This is a genomic window from Streptomyces sp. NPDC126510 (assembly GCF_040302345.1).
Lineage (GTDB): Bacteria > Actinomycetota > Actinomycetes > Streptomycetales > Streptomycetaceae > Streptomyces.
On sequence record NZ_JBEORR010000005.1, the window covers coordinates 159,559 to 178,645 of the forward strand.

Consider the following 19,087-nt stretch of genomic DNA (forward strand, 5'->3'; position numbering starts at 1 on the left):
GCCCGAAGAGGCGGTCCGTTGTGAGAGTTGTGAGAGAGGAAGGACGCCTCATGGTGGGGGAACACATGGCGGGGGAACAGTGCCATGCCGTACGGGTCCGGCTGAACGGCCCGGTGGCCGTGGCGGAGCTGACCGCGCGGCTTGCCGCGGTGGGGCCCTGGCGGCTGTGGGTGGAAGAGACAGCGGTCGGTTCCGGTGAGCCGGTGGCCCGGCGTCTGCGGGCCGCGGAGCTGAACCGGCCCACGGCCTCGGTGCGTTGTGTGCTGCTGCGCCACCGGGACGACGTCGCCGACCTGGTGGTCGTCGCGCACCGCGCGGTGCTCGACCGGGACGGGCTGGACCGGCTGGTCGACGTGCTGGTCTCCGGGGCGGCGGGACCGCTGCCGGTGCCGTCCGCCGCGCCCGTCACACCGCCCTCCGCGGCTCCCGCCCCCGACTGGGGCGGCGGCCGCCGGGGCGACACCTCGTGGAGCACCCGGGCACTCGACCTGCCCGACGGCCTCGCCCCGTCCGGCTTCCTCGCGGCACTCGCCCTCACCCTCCACCGCTACGCGGGCCACGGGGCCGGCGGTGACGTCTGCGTGGCCACCGACCGGCGCGGTGCCCTGCGGGTCGAGGTGCCCGCCGATGCCCCGGCCTCCGCCCTCCGGCCGGCACTGCCGGCTCCGGCCGACAGCCCGGTGCTCGCCGGTCTCGTCGAACCGGCCGGCGAGTCGCCGTTCCGCGCCGGTGCCCCGGCGGAGTATCTGCCGTGCCTCGCGCCGCCCTTCCCCCTGACGCTGGCCCTGCTGCCCCGGCCCGCCGGGGGGACCCGGCTGTGGGCCGCGTACCGGCACAGCCACTTCTCGGCCGGGGCCGTCGAGACGTTCCTGCGGCACCTGGCGCATGTCCTCGGACAGGTCACGGACGCGGCACCGGACACGCTCGCCGACGACGTCGAACTCCTCGACGCGGCCGAGCGCGAGCGGGTCGCGCTGCTCGGCCGGCCGGCCGGCACACCGCCCGGCACACCGGAGCGGATCACCGACGCGCTGGCGCGGGTCACCGCCGCGACACCGGACGCCCCGGCGGTCGGCGACGGCACCACCGCCCTCACCTACCGCGAACTCGACGAACGGGCCGCACAGGTGGCACACGGCCTGGTCGCACGGGGGGTAGCGCCCGGCGACCGGGTGGGGATCTGCCTGGAGCGGACCACCGAACTCGTGGTGACCATGCTCGCGGTCCTCAAGGCGGGTGCGGCGTACGTGCCCACGGACCCCGCTTATCCCGCCGACCGGCTCGCCCACACCGCGCGGGACGCCGGCCTGGACCTGGTGGTGACCCGGCTGGCGGAGTACCCGGCCGACGCGGGAACGCCCGTCACCCCCGACGAGCTGACCGCGGCGGCCGCGCAGGCCGTCGAACTCCCCACGGGCGCCGGCCCGGACGACCCGGCCTACGTCATCTACACATCGGGCTCCACCGGCCGCCCGAAGGGCGTCGTCGTACCGCACCGCAACGTCGTCGCGCTCGTCGACGCCACCCGCGAGGAGTACGGCCTCGGCCCCGGCGACGTCTGGAGTCTCTTCCACTCCGGCGCGTTCGACTTCTCCGTGTGGGAGACATGGGGCTGCCTGCTCACCGGCGGACGGCTCGTGGTCGTGCCCTACCTCGTCTCCCGCGAGCCCGGGGAGTTCCGGGACCTGCTGGTCCGGGAGCGGGTCACCGTCCTGAGCCAGACGCCCTCCGCCTTCTCCCAGCTCCTGGAGACCGACCACGCGCCGCTCGTGGTGCGGCTGGTCGTCTTCGGGGGCGAGCCGCTCGACGCCCGCATGCTGCTGCGCTGGTTCGACCGGCATCCGGAGGACGAGTGCCGCATGGTCAACATGTTCGGCATCACCGAGACGACCGTGCACGTCACCGCCCAGACACTGACCCGGGAACTGGCCCTGGCCGGCTCGAAGTCCGTCGGCCCGGCGCTGCCCGGCTGGCACCTGTACGTCACGGACGCGCGAGGCCGGCTCGTCCCGCCCGGCGTCACCGGTGAGATCCGCGTCGGAGGCGCGGGCGTCGCCCTCGGCTACCTCGGACAGCCCGACCTCACGGCCGCCCGCTTCAGCCCCGACCCGTACGCCGAGGGCCGCCAGTACCACAGCGGCGACCTGGGGCGGCTGCGTCCGGACGGCACGCTCGAACACCTCGGGCGCATCGACAGCCAGGTCAAGATCCGCGGCTTCCGGATCGAACTCGACGAGATCCGTTCGGTGCTCCTGGAGGACCCCGAGGTGCACGCGGCGGCCGTGGTGGTCCGCCGGGACGACCCGTCCGATCCCGCCACCGCCCGCCTCGACGCGTATGTCGTTCCGGCTGACCTGGACACGGCCGGGGTCCGCAAGCGGGCCGCGGCCGTGCTGCCCGCGTACATGCTCCCGGCGACCGTCACGGCGCTCGACGCCCTGCCGCTGACCACGAACGGCAAGCTCGACGCGCAGCGGCTGCCGGAACCGGCCCGGACCGCCCCCGCCGCGCCGGCGCCCGAGGGGACGGACGGTGCGGCGGCGGTCCTGCGGGAGATCTGGTCCGACATCCTCGGCCTCCCGGTGGGGATCGACGACGACTTCTTCGAACTCGGGGGCAACTCCCTGCTCGCCGTGCGGATCAGCGCCGCACTGCGCGGCCGCGGGATGCCCGCCGTACCGCTGCGCGACCTGTTCCGCACGCCGACCATCCGGGCCCTTACCGAGGCGGGCCGGCATGCGTGAACCACGGTGAGGAGAACGGCGGCGAGGTGGAGCGAGGCGTTCAGGCGCCCAGGGGTCAAGGCCCTGAAGCCCGGCACATGAACCAAGGCCTCCTCGAGAGAGCAACCCCGGGTCATCGGCCTGGGGTTGCTCGGCGTCCAGGCCTCAGTCCGCCCCGGGGTCATCGGGAGGACCGGCGGCGCGGGCAGCGGACCGCAGCGCCTCCAGCAGACCGCGCAGAGCGGGCTGTTCGAGAGCCGTCTCCCGTACGGCCGCCGAGATCACCCGGAACGGTTCGGGGCCCCGGACCGGGCGTACGACGACACCGGGGTGCCGGGTGCGCAGTCCCAGCATCGGCATCAGGCCGACGCCGAGACCGGCCGCTACGAAGCCCTGAGCGGTGGCGTAGTCCTCGCTCTGGATGGCGAAGTCGGGGCTGAAGCCGGCCGCCGCACAGGAGTCGATCACCGGTTCCAGACACGGCCCGGGCGGCTCGCTGCCGACCCACTGCTCACCGGACAGCTCGTTCAGGTCGATGATCTCTCGGTCGGCGAGGGCGTGACCGAGGGGCAGAACGGCGGCGTACGGGTCGTCGAGAAGGTGGACGAACCGGAAGCCGTCGCCCACGCGGTCGGACGCCTGGACGACCACGGCCAGGTCGGCCCGGCCTCGCGCCACCTCCTGGAGCGGGTCCTCCGGGTCGGTGAGCTGGAGGTCGACCCGGACGCCGGGGTGCTCGGCACGCAGACGGGCCAGTGCGGGGGCCACCAACGTGGAGCCCGACGTGGCGAAGTAACGGACCGACAAGCGGCCGGTGCGTCCGGCGCGGAGATCGGCGAGGGCGGTCTCCGCCTGGGCGACCGCCGCGCTGATCAGGGCCGCGTGCTCGGTGAGCAGCAGACCGGCGGCGGTGGGCCGCAGACTGCGGCCGACCCGTTCGAACAGCGCCGTACCGGCCTGTTTCTCCAGCACCGCGATCTGCTGGCTGACGGCGGACGGTGTGTACCCCAGGTGGGCCGCGGCGGCGGTGACCGTGCCACTGGTGACCACCGCACGCAGGACCTGAAGTCGCCTCACATCAAGCATGTAGCTGAGCTTAACAGGATAGGCAGAATCATTCGCTTGTCCTGAATACACGGCTGAGGCACCTTCAAAGGAGCGGGTCCGAGGGGCCGGCGATCGAACGAGCCGTCGGGCCGAATGGAGGAACGCGTCGTGAGCAGCCGTACACGGAGTCCGCGGGGCGCGGTGCGGGTGGTCGTGCTCGCCCTGCTGTGGGGCTCCACCTTCCTGTGGATCGAGCTCGCCCTGCGCGGACTCTCCCCGCTCCAGGTGACGTTCGTCCGCTGCGTCCTCGGCGCACTCGTCCTCACCGTCGCCTGCTTCGCATCGGGCCGACGCCTGCCGCGGGGTGTCGCCGTCTGGCGCCACATCGTCGTCGCGGCCTTCTTCTGCAACGCGCTCCCGTTCGCGCTGTTCAGCCTGGGCCAACAGACCGTCGACTCGGGCCTGGCCGGAGTCCTCAACGCCACGACCCCGCTCTTCTCGATCGCCCTCGGCCTCGCCCTCGGCTCTGAACGCGGGCTCCGCCCGGTCCGCCTCACGGGCCTTCTGCTCGGCTTCGCCGGCGTGATGCTCATCTTCGCCCCCTGGCAGACGACCGGGGCCACCGGCTGGGGCGCCCTTGCCATCCTCGGCGCGGCCGCCAGCTACGCCGTCGCGTTCACGTACATGGGCCGCACGCTGGTCGGCAAGGGCACCCCCACCATCTCCCTCTCCGCCGCCCAGCTCGTCGCCGCGAGCGGACTGACCGCCCTCGCCATGCCGGTCGGTGGCCTGGACTCGGTCAGCGCGGGACCGACGGTCGTGATCGCGGCCGTCGCCCTCGGTGTCCTGTGCACCGCGATCACGTTCCACCTCACCTACCGGATCATCAACGACGAGGGGGCCACCAACGCGGCCGTGGTCGGCTACCTGCTGCCGGTGGTCTCCGTCCTCCTCGGCGCGGTCTTCCTGGGCGAGAGCCTGAGCATCCGGGTCGTGCTGGGCATGGCCGTCGTCCTCGCGGGCGTCGCGATGACACGGCGGACGGGGCCGACGACCGCTGCCGCGGCTCCGGCCGACCGGGAGCCGGTGGACGGCACGACCGGGACGACCGGGACGACCGAGAAGCGGACGGCCGGGATGCCTTCGACGAGCCCCGGACCACGGCGCTCAGGCGCCAGTGCCCTCGTCCACCCACAGGCTCTCCACCGCCCGCGCCGGGCCACCCACGCCACGGACCCGGTCCATGGCCACCTGAACGAAGGCCTTTAGCCGGGCCGTCTCGTGGCCGGTGGGCCAGACGAAGGCGTAGTCGATGCCCGGGGCGTCCGTGAGCGGCTTGAAGACCAGGCCCTGGCGGTTGCAGTAGGGCGCGCCGGCGGCCGCGACCGGTGTCACGGGCCCTTGCCCGAAGAGGACCAGGGCGTCGTCGGCGCAATGCTCGTCGGCGCCGTACCGCGCGAGCGGACCACGGCGTAGGCCGCCCCGAGCCCGGCATACGGCACCGACCCCTGATAGATCCGAGCTATTTCGAGAGATCCAGTCGGGATCACGACCCGGCAACCGGGCCGATCTTGACCATATGGCCTACTGAACAGGGAGATTGACGAGCTTCCGTCACACCCCTGGACGCCACAGTCACGCAGCATCTATAAATTCATCCGATGTAGCCGATCGGCGATCCAGGAGCCGCACCATGTCCTCTGCACCCCTGAGCAGACGTTCCCTGATCAAGGCCGCGGCGCTCGCCGGAGGCGTCGTGGCCTTCGGGCTGCCGCAGGTCCTGTTGCCGGCCACGGCCGAGGCCTACTCCGTCCCCTCCAAGATGGACTGGTGGTACCAGGCCCGGTTCGGGATGTTCATCCACTTCGGGTCCTACTCCTCTCTCGGCCACGGTGAATGGGCGTTCAACAACGAGGGCTGGTCCAAGGCCGACTACCAGACCCAGGTGTCCGCGCGCTTCAACCCCACCGCGTTCAACGCGGCGGCCATCGCCCAACTGGCGGCGGACGCCGGCATGAAGTACCTGGTGATCACCGCCAAGCACCACGAGGGTTTCGCCATGTGGGACACCGACGTCCCCGGGTTCACCGACACCACCGGCACCAAGCCGTACAACCTGCACGACTACGCCGGTGTCCAGGGCGATCTGCTGGCGGCGCTCAAGACCGAGTGCGAGGCGCGGGGCGTCAAGTTCGGGCTCTACTACTCGATCCTGGACTGGAACCACCCCTCCCAGACCATCCGGAGCGGCGGCCTCACCACCATGGCCTCGACGGCCGCCCGCACCGGTTACATCGCGGACATGAAGGCCCAGCTGCAGGAGCTGCTGGACCGCTACGACCCGGCACTCCTGTGGTTCGACGGCGACTGGTTCGGCGAACCCGCGAGCCCCACCCTGCAGGACTGGTGGCTCGAGTCGGACGGCGTCGACCTCTACAACTGGCTGATCGCCCGCAAGCCCGGGCTCGTCGTCAACGAACGGGTCAAGCGGGACCTCGGTCTGGGCGACTACGCCGTCGCGGAGTTCGGTGTCCCCGACGCGCCGCTGGACCGCCAGTGGGAGCGGTGCGACACCATGAACGGCGCCTGGGGTTACGACGCGAGCCGGGAGAACTCCTACCGGCCGGTCAAGGACTTCGTCCAGGAGCTCGTCACCTGCGTCTCACGGGACGGCAACTTCCTGCTGAACATCGGGCCCAAGGGCGACGGCTCGGTCACCGCAGGATCCGTGACCGTCCTGCGCGGCCTGGCCTCGTGGATGGCGACCTACGGCGACAGCGTGCACGGAGCCACGGCGAGTCCCTTCGCCACCGACCCCTCCTGGGGGAGGGCCACCAAGAAGGACGGCAAGCTGTTCGCCCACGTCTTCTCCTGGCCCACGGGCGGTGTGCTGCAGATCCCGGCCATCACCAACACGATCAGCCGCGTCTACCTGATCAACAACCCCTCCACCTCGCTCACTTACACCGTCGGCGGCGGGCAGATCAGCGTCACCGTGCCGGCCACCGCCCCGGATGCCAATGACTCCGTGGTGTGCGTCGAGGTCAGCGGTGTCCCCACAGCCGCGGCCGGAGCCAGGGTGACGGTGTTCCAGGACGTGAACTACTCGGCGGCGAGCGCCGCTTTGGCGCTGGGCGGCTACACCTCCTCCCAGCTGTCGGCCGCGGGCGTGGGGGCCGCGACCATCTCCTCGCTGAGGGTGCCCCAGGGGTACCGGGTGACGGGTTACTCCGGCGACGACTTCACCGGCACGGCCTGGACGTTCACCGCGGACAACCCCGACCTGCGGGTGACCGGCAACAACGACGCCATCGTGTCGCTGAAGGTCACGTTCAATCCGGCCACGTACTTCCGGCTCATCAACGTCACGGACGGGCTGGCCCTGGACAGCGGCGGCGACGTCGCCGGTGGCTCGAACCTCAAGCAGTGGACGCCGGGCGGCAGCACCAACCTCCAGTGGCAGGCCGTCGACCTCGGCAACGGCTACTACAGGCTGGTCAACCGCACCAACGGCATGGTCGCCGACGGCTGGGGCTCCACCAGCGACGGAGCTCCCGCCCGGCAAGCGGCCTGGGACGGCAGTACCGACCAGCAGTGGCAGATCACCGACCGCGGCAACGGCCGGTACTCGATCGCCAACCGCACCACCGGACTGGTCCTCGACGGCGGCGGACAGGTCCCCTCCGGATCCGTGACCAAGCAGTGGACCTGGGTGAACAGCACCAACCTGCTGTGGACGTTGCAGCCCGCCTCCTGACCAGCCCACCTCCGGACCACCCCGGCGGGCCGCCGGCGAGACCCTGGTCGGGTCACCCCGGGATGGCGTCTCTGGGTGCGGTGTCCGTTTCCGGGGTCCCGTGGGCGTCCGGTGCCTCGGTGGGGTTCGGGATGGGCGCGAGCGGACGGGTCGCCCACCGTCGGGTGACCCGTACGTAGCCGTAGATCACCGACGTCATCGCCAGGATGAGGAGGGGACCCGACACCTCCGGGAGGGTGGCCATCTCCATCGGCAGGTAGCGGTACGACACCAGGAGGGCGGCGAAGACCGCCGTGCCGTGGGCGACCAGCTGGATGCCCGGCCGGTCCCAGCCGCGCTGCTGTGCGCGCAGGGCCGCCTCGATGGTCAGGGCGAACACCACACCGGCGACCAGATCCACACCGTAGTGGTAGCCGAATCCCAGTGTCGCGGCGAGCGTGACGACCAGCCAGAACGTGCCCGCGAACCGCAGCAGCCGCGGGGCCCGGCGGGTGTGGACGAAGATCGCGACGGCCCATGCCGTGTGCAGGCTGGGCATGCAGTTGCGGGGCGTGATGCCGTCGTACGTCATCGGGGCCGGGGTGCTGACCGGCAGCGCCGTGTGCGGCCACAGGTTGGCCGTCGCCCACTCCACACCGCCGGTGCCGGAGGCGCCCGGGCCGTAGGCGAAGACCGGTCCGACCACCGGGAAGAGCATGTAGATGCCCGGCCCGAGGAGGCCGATCACCAGGAAGGTGCGCACCAGGTGGTGGCTCGGGAAGCGGCGCTCGGTCGTCACGTCGCGCAGCTGGTAGAGGGCGACGACGACGGCGGCCACCGCGAGCTGGCCGTAGACCAGCTGGAGGAGATGGGTGCTGAACGGGGCGGTGGCCTCGACGAGACGGCCCGCCGCCCAGGACGGGTTGCCCAGCGCGTGATCGGCAGTCGCCACGTACTGGTCGAGCACCGTCGGGCGGGTCTTCGCCGTGATGAACAGCCAGGTGTCGCCGGTCTTGCGGGCCGCCACCAGCAGCAGGCCCAGCCCGACGCCCTTCAGCAGCAGGACGCGTTCGGCGCCGGTGCGGCGCGTGACGGCGACGACCGCGAAGCCCAGCATCACCCACAGCGCACCGGTGCCCACGGAGTGGCCCTCGACCGTCTCGGCCCCGGCCGCCCGGCGCACCAGCAGCAGGACGGCGTCGATGCCGAGCGCGGCGCCGGCCGCGATGAACCGCTGCCGCCAGGTGAGCACCACCATCATCAGCGCCAGGCCGCCGTACAGCGGCCCCGGCTTGGGGGCGAAGACCAGGGCCTTCACCTGGGTGCTGACCGGGCCGGGCTCACCGTAGCGGCGGGCGGCGACCTCCAGCACGACGAGGAACGCGAGAGCCACCACGGCTGCCGCGCCCCACAGCACCGCGCGCCGATGGCGCCACGCGTCCCATGACGTCATGCCGCTTGTTCGCGAAGACACCCGCGATTCCCTGGCTGTCAATCTTTTGGCCGATTCATCCGAATGGCTGGGTAGATGGAGAGCGATGGAGGGACCACCGCGAGTTCGAACATGCTAGCGGAGTCGGAGTCCGGCGGATCGGCCGCTCTGCGGGCGATCCGGCAGGCGCGGCGGTCGCGATCCGGCTCGCGACCCTGCCCGACGACGGCCCGGCCGGTGGCTTCTTCGACGACGAGGGCGAGGTGCCGTGGTAGCCCCGCGGGGAGCTGCGGGTTCGTTCAGCCGAAGGGGACGGCGTCCGCCGGGGAGGTGTGCCAGTTGGTGACGACCGGCTTGTCGACCGTGATGGTGCCGACCTTCAGGGAGACAGGGTTGGAGTCGTCGTCACCAACGGCGACGATGATGCTGTCCAGTTCCTTGCCGCCGTCGCCGTTGGTGCTCTTGGGGTTGACCCCGGCGTAGGCGGTGGTGTTCCCGCTCAGCGTGATCTGCCGGCCCACGGCCTGCTCGGCGGGGCCCGCCTCGGTGCCGTCGGACCCGAAGGCGACGGTCGGCAGCGCGGCGGGCAGGATGCAGGTGATCCCCGGCTTCGCCTTCGCGGAGATCAGGATGTAGCCGCCGGCCTGGCTCTCGGACCGGGTGTTCCAGGAGATGTCGTTGGCGCCGCAGACCTGCCCGACCGGCTCCCGCTTGCCGTTGCCGGTGTCGGCGCCGGAGCCGGCCCCGTCCTCGGTTCCACCCGTCGCCCCGGAGCCCTTGCCGGTGCCCTGGCCGCTGCCCGATGCCGAGGAGCCGGACGGGGTGGCCTCGTCGCCCGGCGTGCTCGCGGACGAGGACCCCTGCCCGGTGCCGGTGTCCGCGGCCTGGTCGGTGTCCTGGCACGCGGTCATCAGCAGGGCTCCGCTCACGAGGGCTACGGAGACGAGGAAGGCCTTGCGACGGTTGCCGGACATGAAATCCCCTTGGTTCTCGGCTGGTTGAGGCCGCGGTCGGTTCGGCCTCTCGGTGTTTCTTGATCACTATGAGGGCGCCGAGATCCGAAGGGATCCCGCCGTCGCCGTTCCCGCACAACGCTGTCACCGATCGGTGACATGTCCACGTAGTTGCGGTCGACGCGGCCTGGCTGGGGGATGTGACCTTCGTCGCCGCGCGGCGTCCCGGCGCGTTCACCGGCGCGGCGCCCACCGACGGCGGGTGAGGGCGGCACATCTCCCATCGGAGGAGGTCACGGGGCCGGTGCGCCAAGGTGCGGCAGGAAGGTCCGTGCCCGTGGAGGGCAATATCTGTGCCCGCAAAATGAGAAATAGAAGCGGGGCCCACCGAATATTCCTCGATCACCCGCCGGACCGGAATTATCGAACGACACGGGACGGAACCCACCGTGCTACTGTCGATCTCAGTTGCAGGTGTGGTTGCCAGAAGGTTCATTTCCTACGGGGTAATCATCACGGCGACACGGAATTACCAGAAGGTGAATTCCTGAAACCGCCTCCGAAGGAGAAACAAAATGGCTACTGGCACCGTGAAGTGGTTCAACTCTGAAAAGGGCTTCGGCTTCATCGAGCAGGACGGCGGCGGCGCCGACGTCTTCGCCCACTACTCGAACATCGCCGCCCAGGGCTTCCGCGAGCTGCTGGAGGGCCAGAAGGTGTCGTTCGACATCGCGCAGGGCCAGAAGGGCCCGACGGCCGAGAACATCGTGCCCGCCTGACACCGGCGCTCGCGCATATTTCGCAGCTGGGGCCCGCACCTGAAGGGGTGCGGGCCCCAGCTCGCTGCTTTTCGCCGCCGGTCCGACCGACCCGGCCGCATCCACTCCGGCTCGTCTCGAGATTCTCTGCGCCGCTCCTCTGCTGCGGATTTCCTTGCTACGCGCCCCGTCAAGGAAGGTCTCGCATGAAGCGTGCCCACACATCCCGTACCCGTGACCGTTACGCGAGGGGTGACGGTGCCGACCGCCGCTCCCGGAGCCACGGAAGCCGCCGCGCTCCCCAGGGCGAGTTCGCCCCGCCGAAGACGGTCACTCCCCCGCTGCCCGCCGTCGAGGCGTTCGCCGATCTCGACCTGCCCGCACAGCTGTTGGCCACGCTCGGCCGGGAGGGCGTGACCGCGCCGTTCCCGATCCAGGCGGCGACCCTGCCGAACTCGCTGGCCGGACGGGATGTCCTCGGCCGGGGCCGGACCGGCTCGGGCAAGACCCTGGCCTTCGGCCTCGCCGCACTGGCCCGGACGGCGGGGCGGCGTGCCGAGCCGCGGCAGCCGCTCGCCCTGGTCCTCGTGCCCACCCGCGAGCTGGCCCAGCAGGTCACCGACGCGCTCACTCCGTACGCCCGCTCCGTCAGCCTGCGGCTCGCCACCGTCGTCGGCGGGATGTCCATCGGCAGGCAGGCCAGTGCGCTGCGCGGTGGGGCCGAGGTCGTCGTCGCCACGCCCGGACGCCTCAAGGACCTCATCGACCGGGGCGACTGCCGTCTGGACCACGTCGACATCACCGTCCTCGACGAGGCCGACCAGATGGCCGACATGGGCTTCATGCCGCAGGTGACCGCCCTGCTCGACCAGGTGCGTCCCGACGGCCAGCGGATGCTGTTCTCGGCCACCCTGGACCGCAACGTCGACCGGCTGGTCCGCACGTACCTGCACGACCCGGTGGTGCACTCCGTCGACCCCTCGGCGGGCGCCGTCACCACCATGGAGCATCACGTGCTCCATGTGCACGACACGGACAAGCACCGGACGACCACCGAGATCGCGGCGCGGGACGGCCGAGTGATCATGTTCCTCGACACCAAGCACGCCGTGGACCGGCTGACCCGGCACCTGCTGAGCAGCGGTGTCCGTGCGGCGGCCCTGCACGGCGGCAAGTCCCAGCCCCAGCGGACACGGACCCTCGCCCAGTTCAAGAGCGGGGACGTGACGGTACTGGTGGCCACGAACGTCGCGGCGCGCGGGATCCACGTCGACAACCTCGACCTGGTCGTGAACGTGGACCCGCCCAGTGACCACAAGGACTACCTGCACCGCGGCGGTCGTACGGCCCGTGCCGGCGAGTCCGGCACCGTCGTCACCCTGGTCACCCCGGGCCAGCGTCGCGGTATGAGCCGGCTCATGACGTCTGCGGGCATCACCCCCCAGGTCGCCCAGGTGCGTTCCGGCGAGGCGGAGCTGAGCCGCATCACGGGCGCCCAGGCCCCTTCCGGCGTACCGGTCGTCATCCCCGCCCCGCGCGCGGAACGCCCGCGCGGCGCGTCCGCTTCGTCCCGGGGCCGCCGGGGTCGCCGTCCCGCCGGCGAGGCGGCGCGATCCAGGCCACAGCGGCGGGCCGGCTCCGGCTCGGCCGCGTAGAGGTCTGTCCGCTCACCAGGCCATCCCCCCTCGACAGGAGACGCCCATGACGCCGGCTCGGACGCACCACCACGCCGAGGTCGACGCACCTCGGATCCGTGATGACATGACCGTCGAGGTGGCGCTGTCCCTCATGGCCGGAGCCCGGGTCGATCACCTCGTCCTCTGCGACGGGGACGACCAGAGCACGGGCCTGGTCACCCTGGCCCGGCTCACCGGCCTCCGGAACGCCCCCACCTACACGGACCGGGTCCGTGTCCGGGATGTTCCGCAAGGGTGAGACACAGGCGGTCAACCGCCACCCCAGACCAGTGAGGGCCCTGCCGACGCGCGTCGGCAGGGCCCTCACTGCCGTGTCGCCACGCGAGCGGAGGCCAGAGGATGCCTGCAACCACCGCAATCCAAAATCTGTCTTTGTCGGAGTAGACATTGCTCCTCGTCGTGGTTAACCTTCTTCTCGTAGACATGGTCAGACCAGATCCGAGAAGGACGGAGGAGCAGACGCCATCAGGATCGCCCGGCCGGGGAGCTCTCGGTCCGGGTACCGCAAGACCCCGGATTGGATGGTGGTCCCCGGTCACGCAGCCGCGATCCCCGCACCCCTCCCGTAGTCGGGCCGGGTAGCGGAAACAGAAGGTCGGCACCGCATGAAGGCCGACCGATGGTGTTGAATTTCCTTCGGGGCCCTGGTGCCGTACGGCACCAGGGCCCCTCGACGCGTTGCACTACGAGGTGACATGCCAGCAGATACCCCGCTCAGCGATCGTCTGGACGACGACGACTACCCGGCCTACACCATGGGCCGGGCCGCCGAGATGCTCGGTACCACCCCCGGCTTCCTCCGGGCCATCGGTGAGGCCCGTCTGATCACTCCGCTGCGCTCCGAGGGCGGACATCGCCGCTACTCCCGCTACCAGCTGCGGATCGCCGCGCGCGCACGCGAGCTCGTCGACCGGGGAACCCCGATCGAGGCCGCCTGCCGCATCGTCATCCTCGAGGACCAGCTCGAGGAAGCCCAGCGCATCAACGCCGAGTACCGCCGCGCCGCGAACGAAGCCTCCAGCGGTCCCGGTTCCGGTTCGAGCTGATCACGTGACAGCAGGCGGGCCGTCACCCGCCCGGTTCCGTGCAACCCCAGGTCGGCGACCTGGGGTTTGTTGTTGCCTCCGGACCATGCCCTGGACCCACCCGGGGCCGACCAGGCACCTCCGTCATCAGGTCAACCGTCCCGGACCCTTGACTCGTCAGGCGGGAGTGGCGATTCTCGTCGCACGCTTTGCGAGGTCATGACAAGACGGCCTCGCTGATCCGCCGACCGAGGGACGTGGGCTGTGACCGGTTCCGGACGCCCGTACCGCAGGCGCAAGAACGTCACCGTGGTGTCGCTCCTCCTGCTCGTGCTCTCGATCGCACTCGGGCCCACACCGAGTGCGGCGGCCGGCGACGCATGGTGGGAGCCCACCGCACGACCCGCGCCGGACTCCAGGATCAACGTCACGGGTGAGCCCTTCACCGGCACGAACGCCAGGGGCGAGGTGCGCGGGTTCGTCGACGCGCACGACCACATCTTCGCCAACGAGGCCTTCGGCGGCCGTCTGATCTGCGGCAAGGCGTTCTCCGAGCAGGGCGTGGCCGACGCGCTCAAGGACTGCCCGGAGCACTACCCCGACGGCTCGCTCGCGATCTTCGACTTCATCACCAACGGCGGCGACGGCAAGCACGACCCGAACGGCTGGCCCACCTTCAAGGACTGGCCGCGGCACGACTCGCTGACCCACCAGCAGAACTACTACGCCTGGGTCGAGCGGGCCTGGCGCGGCGGCCAGCGGGTGCTGGTCAACGACCTCGTCACCAACGGCGTGATCTGCTCGGTGTACTTCTTCAAGGACCGCCCCTGCGACGAGATGACGTCCATCCGGCTGCAGGCGAAGCTGACGTACGACATGCAGGCCTTCGTCGACAAGATGTACGGCGGGCCCGGCAAGGGCTGGTTCCGGGTCGTCACCGACAGCGCGCAGGCCCGCAAGGTCATCGAGCAGGGCAAACTCGCGGTCGTCATGGGCGTCGAGACCTCCGAGCCGTTCGGCTGCAAGCAGGTCCTGGACATCGCGCAGTGCAGCAGAGCCGACATCGACAAGGGGCTCGACGAACTGCACGCGCTGGGTGTGCGCAGCATGTTCCTGTGCCACAAGTTCGACAACGCCCTGTGCGGGGTGCGGTTCGACTCGGGCGCGCTCGGGACGGCCATCAACGTCGGGCAGTTCCTGTCGACCGGCACGTACTGGAAGACGGAGAAGTGCACCGGCCCGCAGCATGACAACCCCATCGGCAACGCGGCGGCGCCGGCGGCCGAGGAGAGGCTTCCGGCGGGCGAGGAGGTCCCCTCGTACAGCGCCGACGCCCAGTGCAACGTGCGGGGGCTCACCGACCTCGGCGAGTACGCGGTGCGCGGCATGATGAAGCGCGGCATGATGCTGGAGATCGACCACATGAGCGTCAAGGCCACCGGCCGGGTGCTCGACATCTTCGAGTCCGAGTCCTACCCCGGCGTGCTCTCCTCGCACAGCTGGATGGACATGGACTGGACCGAGCGGGTCTACGGACTCGGCGGCTTCATCGCCCAGTACATGCACGGCTCCGAGGGCTTCGTCGCGGAGGCGAAGCGCACCGAGGCCCTGCGCGACAAGTACGGCGTGGGCTACGGCTACGGCACCGACATGAACGGCGTCGGAGGCTGGCCGGGACCGCGCGGGGCGGACGCCCCGAACAAGGTCACGTACCCGTTCAAGAGCGTCGACGGCGGCTCGGTCATCGACCGGCAGACCACCGGTGAGCGCACCTGGGACCTGAACACCGACGGCGCCGCGCACTACGGACTCGTCCCGGACTGGATCGAGGACATCCGCCGGGTCGGCGGCCAGGACACCGTCGACGACCTGTTCCGGGGCGCCGAGTCCTACCTCGGCACCTGGGCCGCCTCCGAGAAGCACGAACCCGGAGCCAACCTGGCGGCCGGCTCCGAGGCGTCGGCCAGTTCCTCGGAATGGAGCCTGTTCACCAGCTACAAGCCCCACCGGGCCGTCGACGGCGACCGCGGCACCCGCTGGGCCAGCGACTGGAGCGACGACCAGTGGTACCAGGTCGACCTCGGCTCCCCGCGGACCGTCGGGCGGGTCACCCTCGACTGGGAGCGGGCGTACGGGAAGTCGTACCGGATCGAGCTGTCCACCGACGGCACGACCTGGCGGACCGCCTGGTCCACCACCGCCGGTGACGGCGGTCTGGACACCGCGCGCTTCACCGGCACCCCGGCCCGCTACGTCCGTGTCCACGGCCTGGAACGCGGCACCGGCTGGGGTTACTCCCTCCGCGAGGTCGGCGTCCACAGCGGCTGACCCGCGAGAGGGGATCCATGGCACGGTTGCCGTCCGCCGAGCGGCGGCGACAGCTCACCGAAGCGGCGATCAGGGCGATGGCCCGGGACGGCGTCCCCAGGACGACGACCCGGTCCATCGCCGCCGAGGCGGGCGTCTCGCTGAGCGTCTTCCACTACTGCTTCGACTCCAAGCAGCAGCTGATCGAGTCCGTCATCACCACCATCACCGGGCACTACGTGACGGTGGTGAAGGACGCCATCCGGCCCAGGGACACCCTGGAGGAGACCGTCCGGGCCGGTTTCCAGGCGTACTGGGACCACGTCCGCGCCCACCCCGACGAGCACATGCTCACCTACGAGCTCACGCAGTACGCCCTGCGCCAGCCCGGTTTCGAACACCTGGCACGCCGTCAGTACGAGCTGTACGCCGAGTGTTACACCGAACTCATCGAGCAGCTGCGGCAGTCGATGGGGCTGCGCCTGCGCGTACCCGTGCCGGTCCTGGCCCGTTACCTGGCCGCCATGACCGACGGCCTGACGCTCAACTACCTCGTGCTGGGCGACGACTCGGCCTGGGCGGGCATCCTCGACACGGTCACCGCGCACGTCGCCGGGCTGGTGCGGGAGAACTGACGGCGGACTCCGCCGAATTGGTTGTCATGGGAACGCCCCGGAGGGGCATTCGAACAAAACAAGTCGAAAAAGTGAGGAGAGTGCGGCCCGTTCGGTCCGCGCCATCGACAACTGGGAGTTCTCATGGCGAGTTACGGCGGTTCCTCTGCCGCGTCCTCCGGTTCGCGCACCAACGGCCTGGCGATCGCGAGCCTGTGCTGCGGCATCATCGGCCTGTTCTTCCTGAACATCGTCCTCGGCCCGCTGGCCATCATCTTCGGTGCGGTCGCCCGTCGTCAGGCATCGGTGAAGAACGGCGCAGGCATGGCGAAGGCCGGCATCATCCTCGGCATCGTCGACGTGGTCCTGTGGCTCGTCCTCCTGGCCATCGCCAGCAGCAACGGCGGCTTCAGCTGGTACGTGGGCGGCTGACGGCCGTCCGGGCCGACGTGGGGCGTGCGGCGGACGGGTCGGCGCCGGTCCGCCGGGTCAGGGGGCCGTTCCGGTCTTCTTGCGGGCGCGGTAGGCGGCTGCCTTGATCTTGTTGCCGCAGGAGTCCATCCCGCACCATTGCCGCCGCATGCCCCGCGAGCGGTCGATGTAGGTCCGCGTGCACTCCGGGTTGCCGCACTCCTTGAGCAGGGGCACGTCCGGGCCGCTCAGGAGCTCGACGGCGTGCCGCGCCACCATGGAGAGGGCCTCGTCCGGCGTCGCCTGCGTCCAGCGCCCCGACGGGGTGAGCTGGGGCACGGCGGGCGCCGTACGGGCCGCGTTGTTCACCACGGTCAGCGCCGCCCCGTCGTACTCCTCCCCGAGCCGGCGGGCGGTGACCAGCCGGTAGACCGCTTCCCGTACGGCCCTGGCCCGCTCGACGTCGGCCTCTTGGCCGGGCGAGACGGCGTCGACCAGGCCGGACTCCACGTACCACGCGGTCAGCCGGTCCGGCGTCACGAACATCTCGAAGCGTGCCGAACGGCGCGCCCGGAGCGTGGCGGCGAAGTCGAGCGCCGGGTTCCCGCAGACGAAGACATGGTCCAGATTCACGTCACCATTCTGACCGGTGACCCATGGTGCGGCAAGCCTCAGAGGCGGTCGGCGTCCGTGACGGCCCGCGCGAAGGCGGCGGGCGCCTCCTGGGGCACGTTGTGGCCGATGCCGGGCAGCGTGCGGTGCTCGTAGGGGCCGGTAAACCGGTCGCGGTACGAGGCGCCGTCGCCCGGAGCGGTGAAGGGATCCCGCTCGGCGTCGAGAGTGACGGTGGGGACGGAGACCGTGGGGCGGGTGGCGAGCCGCTTCTCCAGTGCGTCGTAGCGGCGCTCCCCGTCGGCGAGGCTCAGCCGCCAGCGGTAGTTGTGGACCACGACGGCCGCATAGTCGGGGTTGTCGAAGGCCGCCGCCGTGCGCTCGAAAATCGCGTCGTCGAAGTCCCACGTCGGGGAGACCGTGTCCCAGACCAGCCGGGTCAGGTCGTGGCGCAGGGCCTTGTCCTCCAGGGCGAGCCGGCCCCGCTCGGTTGTGAAGTAGTACTGGTACCACCAGGCGAGTTCGGCCTTGGGCGCCAGCGGCTTCAGGTTGGCCGCCAGGCTGGTGACGAGGTAACCGCTCACCGACACCAGGGCCTTGCAGCGTTCGGGCCGGAGCGCGGCGACGATGTCGGCGGTGCGTGAGCCCCAGTCGAAGCCGGCCAACACCGCCTTGTCGATCTTCAGGGCGTCCATCAGCGCGACGACGTCCATGGCGATCGCCGACTGCTGGGCGTTGCGGACGGTCCGGGCGGACAGGAAGCGCGTCGTGCCGTGGCCGCGCAGGTACGGGACGATCACCCGGTACCCCTGCCCGGCGAGCAGCGGGGCGACGTCGACGAAGCTGTGGATGTCGTACGGCCAGCCGTGCAGGCAGATGACCACGGGGCCGTGGACCGGGCCCAGTTCGGCGTAACCGACGTCCAGGACACCGGCCCTGATCTGCTTGATCCGCGGAAACGCACGATGTGCGCCGGCGGCGACGGCGGGCGCAGCCGCCGCGGGGGCGCTCAACGGCCCGGCCAGTCCCGCTGCCGCCGCGCCCGCGCCCACTCCCAGGGCCTTGCCGAAACTACGCCTGCCGATCACATGGGCCTCCGTGGTGTACATGCACGGACTGATTGCGTCGACCTGACTGTGACACGCGGATCGTCACCTGTCAAAGGGGTGACGGATGGCGAGTCAGGAGCTACCCGCCCTCACACTTGGGGACTTTGCGGCACATTGCCGCCACGACGCCACCACTTGAACTGGTGACACGCAAGAGAGAAGTCGGGGCGGTCAGGAGTCGTACGGGCCGTCGCCCCCCGCCGAGTCGGGCCGGGCGCGGCCGGGGACCAGGCGGCGGTAGGCGGCGCGCGCGTGGACGAGGCGGGCCAGGCCCGTGCCGATGAGGGCGGCGGTGAACAGGCAGGCCAGCCAGGTGGTGTCGCGGTGGCCTGCCCAGGTGAGGACGCCCGCGGGCGGTATGGCGAAGCCGTTGAGGAACAGCCAGCACAGCACGGCCGTGCCGGGAGCGGCCGTGAAGCGGGCGCACAGGCCCAGCAGGGCGGCCAGCACGGACAGTGCGGGCAGGGCCAGTTCGGGCCGGTCCGGCCCCACCGCGGTGTTGAGGAGCGCCACCAGCGCCAGCGCGCCGGCCCCGGCCCCCGCCCAGACCAGCGGTGTGGCCACGGGCTGGGGCACGGGTCGGGCTCCGGTGCCCAGGGGCTTCCACTCGATCATGCTGGCGCTTCCTTCCGGTCCTCCTGGACGGAATTCTCCCCCGGCTGC

Annotated in this window: 16 protein-coding genes and 1 pseudogene; 11 read left to right on the top strand and 6 right to left on the bottom strand. The window is 71.0% G+C overall.

The window, feature by feature from the left end; all coding sequences use genetic code 11:
* Positions 1 to 50: 50 nt before the first annotated feature.
* Complete coding sequence (locus ABTX60_RS08440) at positions 51 to 2,744, top strand: amino acid adenylation domain-containing protein (protein WP_352096304.1); 2,694 nt, start codon at positions 51 to 53, stop codon at positions 2,742 to 2,744.
* 144 nt (positions 2,745 to 2,888) lie between these two features.
* On the opposite strand, the gene ABTX60_RS08445 is transcribed toward ABTX60_RS08440, so the two are convergent.
* Entirely contained in the window at positions 2,889 to 3,809 is a 921-nt protein-coding gene (locus tag ABTX60_RS08445) for a LysR family transcriptional regulator (protein WP_352096305.1), read from the bottom strand.
* 114 nt (positions 3,810 to 3,923) lie between these two features.
* On the opposite strand from ABTX60_RS08445, the gene ABTX60_RS08450 reads away from it, so the two are divergent.
* Together ABTX60_RS08450 and ABTX60_RS08455 are read left to right on the top strand one after the other, a co-directional pair.
* Positions 3,924 to 5,039, top strand: coding sequence for a DMT family transporter (locus ABTX60_RS08450; protein WP_352096306.1), 1,116 nt, complete (start codon positions 3,924 to 3,926; stop codon positions 5,037 to 5,039).
* Positions 5,040 to 5,463: 424 nt separating this feature from the next.
* Positions 5,464 to 7,527 carry an alpha-L-fucosidase gene (locus ABTX60_RS08455; protein WP_352096307.1) on the top strand — a complete coding sequence of 688 codons (2,064 nt, stop codon included), beginning with the start codon at positions 5,464 to 5,466 and terminating at the stop codon, positions 7,525 to 7,527.
* A 52-nt stretch (positions 7,528 to 7,579) separates the two neighbouring features.
* Here the strand turns inward: ABTX60_RS08455 and ABTX60_RS08460 are convergent, their stop codons facing one another.
* On the bottom strand, positions 7,580 to 8,959 hold the full coding sequence (locus ABTX60_RS08460) for a phosphatase PAP2 family protein (RefSeq protein WP_352096471.1): 1,380 nt from the start codon (positions 8,957 to 8,959) through the stop codon (positions 7,580 to 7,582).
* 164 nt (positions 8,960 to 9,123) lie between these two features.
* Here ABTX60_RS08460 and ABTX60_RS08465 point away from each other — a divergent pair.
* Positions 9,124 to 9,213: pseudogene (locus tag ABTX60_RS08465) on the top strand (dehydrogenase); the annotation flags it as partial.
* A gap of 24 nt (positions 9,214 to 9,237) precedes the next feature.
* Here the strand turns inward: ABTX60_RS08465 and ABTX60_RS08470 are convergent.
* The gene (locus ABTX60_RS08470; RefSeq protein ID WP_352096308.1) at positions 9,238 to 9,912 is read right to left on the bottom strand and encodes a DUF4232 domain-containing protein; all 675 of its coding nucleotides are present in this window, start codon (positions 9,910 to 9,912) and stop codon (positions 9,238 to 9,240) included.
* A gap of 554 nt (positions 9,913 to 10,466) precedes the next feature.
* On the opposite strand from ABTX60_RS08470, the gene ABTX60_RS08475 reads away from it, so the two are divergent.
* From ABTX60_RS08475 to ABTX60_RS08505, 7 genes are all read left to right on the top strand, one after another.
* Complete coding sequence (locus ABTX60_RS08475) at positions 10,467 to 10,670, top strand: cold-shock protein (RefSeq protein ID WP_020119326.1); 204 nt, start codon at positions 10,467 to 10,469, stop codon at positions 10,668 to 10,670.
* 185 nt (positions 10,671 to 10,855) lie between these two features.
* Positions 10,856 to 12,304 (top strand): DEAD/DEAH box helicase, encoded by a 1,449-nt coding sequence (locus ABTX60_RS08480; RefSeq protein ID WP_352096309.1) that lies wholly within the window; start codon positions 10,856 to 10,858, stop codon positions 12,302 to 12,304.
* A gap of 46 nt (positions 12,305 to 12,350) precedes the next feature.
* Positions 12,351 to 12,584, top strand: a complete 234-nt coding sequence (locus tag ABTX60_RS08485) for a CBS domain-containing protein (protein WP_352096310.1) — start codon at positions 12,351 to 12,353, stop codon at positions 12,582 to 12,584.
* Positions 12,585 to 13,041: 457 nt separating this feature from the next.
* Positions 13,042 to 13,392, top strand: a complete 351-nt coding sequence (locus tag ABTX60_RS08490) for a MerR family transcriptional regulator (protein WP_352096311.1) — start codon at positions 13,042 to 13,044, stop codon at positions 13,390 to 13,392.
* Between the two features lie 243 nt (positions 13,393 to 13,635).
* Positions 13,636 to 15,699, top strand: a complete 2,064-nt coding sequence (locus ABTX60_RS08495; protein WP_352096312.1) for a discoidin domain-containing protein — start codon at positions 13,636 to 13,638, stop codon at positions 15,697 to 15,699.
* 17 nt (positions 15,700 to 15,716) lie between these two features.
* The gene (locus ABTX60_RS08500) at positions 15,717 to 16,313 is read left to right on the top strand and encodes a TetR/AcrR family transcriptional regulator (RefSeq protein WP_352096313.1); all 597 of its coding nucleotides are present in this window, start codon (positions 15,717 to 15,719) and stop codon (positions 16,311 to 16,313) included.
* A 123-nt stretch (positions 16,314 to 16,436) separates the two neighbouring features.
* Positions 16,437 to 16,724 carry a DUF4190 domain-containing protein gene (locus tag ABTX60_RS08505; RefSeq protein ID WP_142161610.1) on the top strand — a complete coding sequence of 96 codons (288 nt, stop codon included), beginning with the start codon at positions 16,437 to 16,439 and terminating at the stop codon, positions 16,722 to 16,724.
* Between the two features lie 57 nt (positions 16,725 to 16,781).
* Here ABTX60_RS08505 and ABTX60_RS08510 read toward each other — a convergent pair whose 3' ends face one another.
* The 3 genes from ABTX60_RS08510 to ABTX60_RS08520 all read right to left on the bottom strand — a co-directional run bounded on the left by ABTX60_RS08510 (position 16,782) and on the right by ABTX60_RS08520 (position 19,039).
* Positions 16,782 to 17,336: a CGNR zinc finger domain-containing protein gene (locus tag ABTX60_RS08510; protein ID WP_352096314.1), complete on the bottom strand. Its 555-nt coding sequence runs from the start codon at positions 17,334 to 17,336 to the stop codon at positions 16,782 to 16,784.
* A 38-nt stretch (positions 17,337 to 17,374) separates the two neighbouring features.
* Positions 17,375 to 18,403 carry an alpha/beta fold hydrolase gene (locus ABTX60_RS08515; RefSeq protein WP_352096472.1) on the bottom strand — a complete coding sequence of 343 codons (1,029 nt, stop codon included), beginning with the start codon at positions 18,401 to 18,403 and terminating at the stop codon, positions 17,375 to 17,377.
* A gap of 192 nt (positions 18,404 to 18,595) precedes the next feature.
* Complete coding sequence (locus ABTX60_RS08520) at positions 18,596 to 19,039, bottom strand: hypothetical protein (RefSeq protein WP_352096315.1); 444 nt, start codon at positions 19,037 to 19,039, stop codon at positions 18,596 to 18,598.
* Between the last annotated feature and the right edge of the window lie 48 nt (positions 19,040 to 19,087).